This window comes from Streptomyces olivochromogenes, from assembly GCF_021538895.1.
In the GTDB taxonomy this organism is placed as follows: Bacteria; Actinomycetota; Actinomycetes; order Streptomycetales; family Streptomycetaceae; genus Streptomyces; species Streptomyces olivochromogenes_A.
The window spans coordinates 1-4,697 of record NZ_JADDRL010000239.1 but is presented as its reverse complement, the minus strand read 5'-3'; the positions used below and the strand labels follow the sequence as shown (position 1 = coordinate 4,697).

Genomic DNA, 4,697 nt, shown 5'->3' with positions numbered 1-4,697 from the left:
GCGCCCGCGTCGACGGCCTCGTACTACTCCGCCTTCGCGGCCGCCCCGCTCGCGATGGCCGTGGTCGACCGCGAGGGCCTGGTCGCGGACGCCAACGACGCGTTCGGCGCGCTGCTCGGCACCGAACCGGCCGCGCTGACCGGACGCCTCGCCGCCGATCTGGTGGATCTGGCCTCCGACGCCCGCAGTTGGCACGCCTACCGCGAGGTGCTGCGCGGCCGGCAGGCGAGACTGCGCTGCACACGCCGCCTGAAGCACCCCGACGGCCGGTCGGTCTGGGTCCAGGTCACGGTCGCGCCGCTGGACGGGGCCGAGCCCGGCATCCTGCTCTCGGTCGCCGACATCAGCGCCCGCCGCGAACTCCAGGCCCGTTTGCGGCACTTGCAGATGCACGACCCGGTGACCCGGCTGCCCAACCGCACCCTGTTCTTCGAGCGCCTGTCGGCCGCGCTGGAGGCGGAGTCGTACGAGCAGAGCGGCACCGGCCGGATCGGCCTGTGCTATCTGGACCTGGACGGCTTCAAGGCGGTCAACGACACCCTCGGCCACCGCGTCGGCGACCGCCTGCTGGCGGCCGTGGCCGAGCGGCTGACCCAGGTCGCCGACGAGGCCGGGTACACCAGAACCGGCGTCCCCCTGGTCGCCCGGCTCGGCGGCGACGAATTCGCCCTGCTCGTCGAGGACTCGACCGGCACCGACCAGCTCGCCGACCTCGCGGAGTCCGCCCTCGGCGCCCTCCAGGCCCCCTTCGACCTGGCCGGCCAGCGGCTGTCCCTGACGGCCTCGATCGGCGTGGTCGAGCGCCATGCGGCCGGGACGACCGCGACCGGTCTGATGCAGGCCGCCGACACCACGCTCTACTGGGCGAAGGCCGACGGAAAGGCCCGCTGGACCCTGTTCGACCCGGAGCGCAACGCGCACCGCATGACCCGCCAGGCCCTGTCCTCCACGCTCCGGCCCGCCATCGACCGCGGCGAATTCGCCCTCGAATACCAGCCGTTGGTCGGCATGGAGGACGGCCGGCTGCGCGGTGTCGAGGCGTTGGTGCGCTGGCACCACCCGCAGTTCGGCACGCTGACGCCGAATCGGTTCATCGGACTGGCCGAGGAGGACGGCTCGATCGTGCCGCTCGGCCGCTGGGCCCTGGGCACCGCCTGCCGCCAGGCCCGCCGCTGGCAGCTGGACCACCCCGACGAGCCGCCGATCTTCGTGAGCGTCAACGTGGCGGTCCGCCAGGTGTGGGACTCCGATCTGGTGGCGGACGTGGCCGAGACCCTCGCGGAGACGGGCCTGGCCCCGCACCTGCTCCAGCTGGAGCTCACGGAGTCCGCGGTGATGGGCTCGGCGGGCCGCCCGCTGCAGGCCCTGCAGGCCCTCAGCGACATGGGGGTGCGCATCGCCATCGACGACTTCGGCACCGGCTACTCGAACCTGGCCTATCTGAGCCGCCTGCCCGTCTCCGTCCTCAAGCTGGACGGCTCCTTCGTGCGCGGCTTCCAGTACGACGACCCGGGCGACCGGCCCAACCCGGCCGACGAGGTGGTCGTCGAGGCGATGATCCAGCTCGCCCACCGGCTGGGGCTGACCGTCACCGCGGAGTGCGTGGAGACCTCCGCCCAGGCGACCCGGCTGCGGCACATCGGCTGCGACACCGGCCAGGGGTGGCTGTACTCCCGCCCGGTGCCGCCGGATCGTATCTCCGAGTTGCTGGAGACCCCGGCCTACGCGGTCGGCAACCCGTAGGCGTCCGCGATCAGTTCGTACGAGCGCAGCCGCAGCTCGCCGCGGTGGGCGTGCGAGGTGAGCATCAACTCGTCGGCGCCGGTGCGCTTGTGCAGGTCGTCGAGGCCCGCGCGCACCTCGTCCGCGGTGCCGTGCACGATGTTGCCCGCCCAGGACCGCGCGAACTCCTCCTCGTACGGGCTGAATTCGTGCTTCGCCGCCTCGTCCGGGTCGGGGAAGAGGCCGGGGCGGCCGGTGCGCAGCCGGACCATGTTCAGGGCGGCGGCCCGCACCTGCCGGCGGGCCTGAGGTTCCTCGTCCGTGGCGAGGGCGGAGACGCCGATGAGGGCGTAGGGCTCGTCGAGGACGGCGGAGGGGCAAAACGACTCCCGGTACAGGTCGAGCGCCGGGATGGTGTTCTGCGCGGAGAAGTGGTGCGCGAAGGCGAAGGGCAGGCCCAGCAGGCCGGCGAGCCGGGCGCTGAAGCCGGAGGAGCCGAGCAGCCAGATCGGCGGGCGGTGCGGGGACTGGACGCCGCCGTCGGCGGTCCCCTGCACGGGTCCCGGGATGGCGTGGATGCGGCGGTAGGGGTGGCCGTCCGGGAAGTCGTCGTCCAGGAAGCGGGTGAGCTCGGCGAGTTGCTCGGGGAAGTCGTCGGCGCCCTCGCCCAGCGTGTCGGTCCGCCGCAGCGCGGCCGCGGTGGCGCCGTCCGTGCCCGGTGCGCGGCCCAGGCCGAGGTCGATCCGCCCCGGGGCCATGGCCTCCAGCGTTCCGAACTGCTCGGCGATGACGAGGGGCGCGTGGTTGGGCAGCATGACGCCGCCCGAGCCGAGCCGGATCCGCTCGGTGTGGGCGGCCAGGTGCGCCAGGATCACGGCGGGCGAGGACGAGGCGACCCCCGGCATGGAGTGGTGCTCGGCGACCCAGTACCGGTGGAAGCCCCGCGACTCGGTGAACCGGGCCAGCTCCACGCCGGTGCGCAACGCGTCGCTCGCGGTGCTTCCCGCGCCGACGGTCACCAGATCCAGTACGGAAAGGGGCACGGGGGCGCTGCCGTGCGCGGTGCCCCGGATCTCGTCTGCCGACACGGTGTGTGCCTCCTGTTTTCGGCCCTTGCGCTGTCCTCCCGGGACGGACGGGAGGCACTACGGATGAACAGGGGACGTAACAGGAGGCGGTCTCCGGTTTATTCCCGGGGACGGGGGCGGCGGCCGGTCAGACCTGCACGATCGGCTCACGTGTGAACAGGGAGCCCAAGGTCGGAGCGTTCACCCGCCGGTCCGTCAGCCGCAGCGCCTCCCACACCGTGACCTGGTTCGCCGTGAGCACGGGCTTGGAGAGGGCCTTCTCCAGCAGGGGGATGTGGGCGACCGTGTGCAGCGCGGTGTCCGGGAGCAGGATCGCCTGCGCGTCCGGACCGTCGGCGGCCCGGGCCAGCGTCAGCACCTCCTCCTCCCCCCACGTGGCGACCTCGGCCGCCGTCACGACTCCGGACGCCCGCACCCCGGTCACCTCGATGCCCCCGGCCCGCAGGAAGTCCGCGAACAGGGACGCCACGTCCTCGGGGTACGTCGCGCCGACGGCCACCCGCTCCACCTTGATCTCCCGCACGGCGTGCACGAAGGCGAACGCCGTCGAGGAGGCGGGCATGCCCGCGGCCTGGGCCAGGGTGCGCACCTGGTCCTGGGCGCCCTCCCAGCCGTACACGAAGCTCCCGCTGGTGCACGCCCACACCACCGCCTCCGCGCCCGCGAGGCGCAGATCCGCCACTCCCTGCGCCAGCCGCCCGGGCGAGCCCATCTCAAGCAGCGCGTCGACCCGGTGCGCGTCCTCGCCGATGTCGGTGTGGACCACGTCCACCCGGATGTCGCTGCCCAGGAGCTGCTCGATGCGCGGATAGTCGTCCTCGGCGGAGTGGCCCGGGTAGAGGAATCCGAGTCCTGTCATGTCCAGCCTTCCTGCTGTTCTTCGGGCAGTACGGGCCACGCACGCGCCGACTCGTCCAACAGCGCCTGATACGGCCCCACCGCTCGGGTACCCAGCACACGCAGCGCCGCCCACATCGTGACCTGGTTGGCCGACAGGACGGGGATGCGCAGTTCCGCCTCCAGCTGGGGGATCACGTCGTAGGTGGGGAGGTTCGTGCAGGAGATGAACAGGGCCTCGGCCCCGCCGTCCCGCACGGCCCGGCGGGCCATCCCGACCACGTCCCGGTACGGCACCTGCCAGATGTGCCGGGTCAGCCCCATGAACGCGCAGCCCGTCACCCGGACGCCCGCCTCGGCCACGTACCGCCGCAGGGCCCGGGTCACCGAGACCGTGTACGGGGTCACCAGGGCCACCCGCCGCACCCGCAGCTCGTCCAGTGCCTGCAGCAGCGCCCCGGAGGTCGTCACGGAGGGCAGGGCGCCCGCCCGGGTCATCGCCTCGCACATGGCCCGCTCCCCGGCGATCCCGCCGACGAAGCTGCCGGAGGTGCAGGCGTAGGCGACGACCTGCGGCGCTATCGCGATGAGCGCGCGCACCGCCTCGCCCAGCGTCTCGTGCTCGCTCACCAGCCGGGCCAGGTCGAGGCTCACCTCCACCGGCACGAACGGCGTCCGGGTCAGATGCAGCGAGACGTCGTCGGGCACCCACCGCCACAGCTCGCGGTCGAGCGCGAAGTCGAAGGGCGCGACCACCGCGACACCGCGCTGGGGACGGGGACCGCCGAGAAAGGAGACGTCCATGGCAGGCACCGGCCTCACACTGGGGGACGACGACGGGCGAGAGCGCGACGATCCGTGGATACGCCCGTGTTGACGAAGGTAGGTTCGGGTGCGAGCGTGGTCAATCCGCGCATGTCAGACACCCGGCCGCCCGTCTCCGCGCCGGCCGCGCCGAGCAGGTGCCCGGCGCGCCGCCCGCCGCGGGAACGCGCGGGAACCGCGCAGGAACTCGGAGGAACGGCTTGCCGATGCCCGTCCCGACCGGCC

At 73.2% G+C, this 4,697-nt stretch carries 4 protein-coding genes; 1 reads left to right on the top strand and 3 read right to left on the bottom strand.

Going from position 1 to position 4,697, the window contains the following annotated elements; translation table 11 throughout:
• Positions 1-1,743 (top strand): putative bifunctional diguanylate cyclase/phosphodiesterase (locus IPZ69_RS46435; protein ID WP_235460963.1); only part of this gene is annotated, 1,743 nt, incomplete at its 5' end.
• On the opposite strand, the gene IPZ69_RS46430 is transcribed toward IPZ69_RS46435, so the two are convergent.
• The 3 genes from IPZ69_RS46430 to IPZ69_RS46420 all read right to left on the bottom strand — a co-directional run bounded on the left by IPZ69_RS46430 (position 1,722) and on the right by IPZ69_RS46420 (position 4,451).
• Positions 1,722-2,810, bottom strand: a complete 1,089-nt coding sequence (locus IPZ69_RS46430; protein ID WP_235460962.1) for an LLM class flavin-dependent oxidoreductase — start codon at positions 2,808-2,810, stop codon at positions 1,722-1,724. The genes IPZ69_RS46435 and IPZ69_RS46430 overlap by 22 nt on opposite strands.
• A gap of 127 nt (positions 2,811-2,937) precedes the next feature.
• The gene (locus IPZ69_RS46425; RefSeq protein WP_235460961.1) at positions 2,938-3,669 is read right to left on the bottom strand and encodes a maleate cis-trans isomerase family protein; all 732 of its coding nucleotides are present in this window, start codon (positions 3,667-3,669) and stop codon (positions 2,938-2,940) included.
• Positions 3,666-4,451, bottom strand: coding sequence for a maleate cis-trans isomerase family protein (locus tag IPZ69_RS46420; protein ID WP_235460960.1), 786 nt, complete (start codon positions 4,449-4,451; stop codon positions 3,666-3,668). Before IPZ69_RS46420 ends, IPZ69_RS46425 begins: the two co-directional genes overlap by 4 nt.
• Positions 4,452-4,697: the final 246 nt, after the last annotated feature.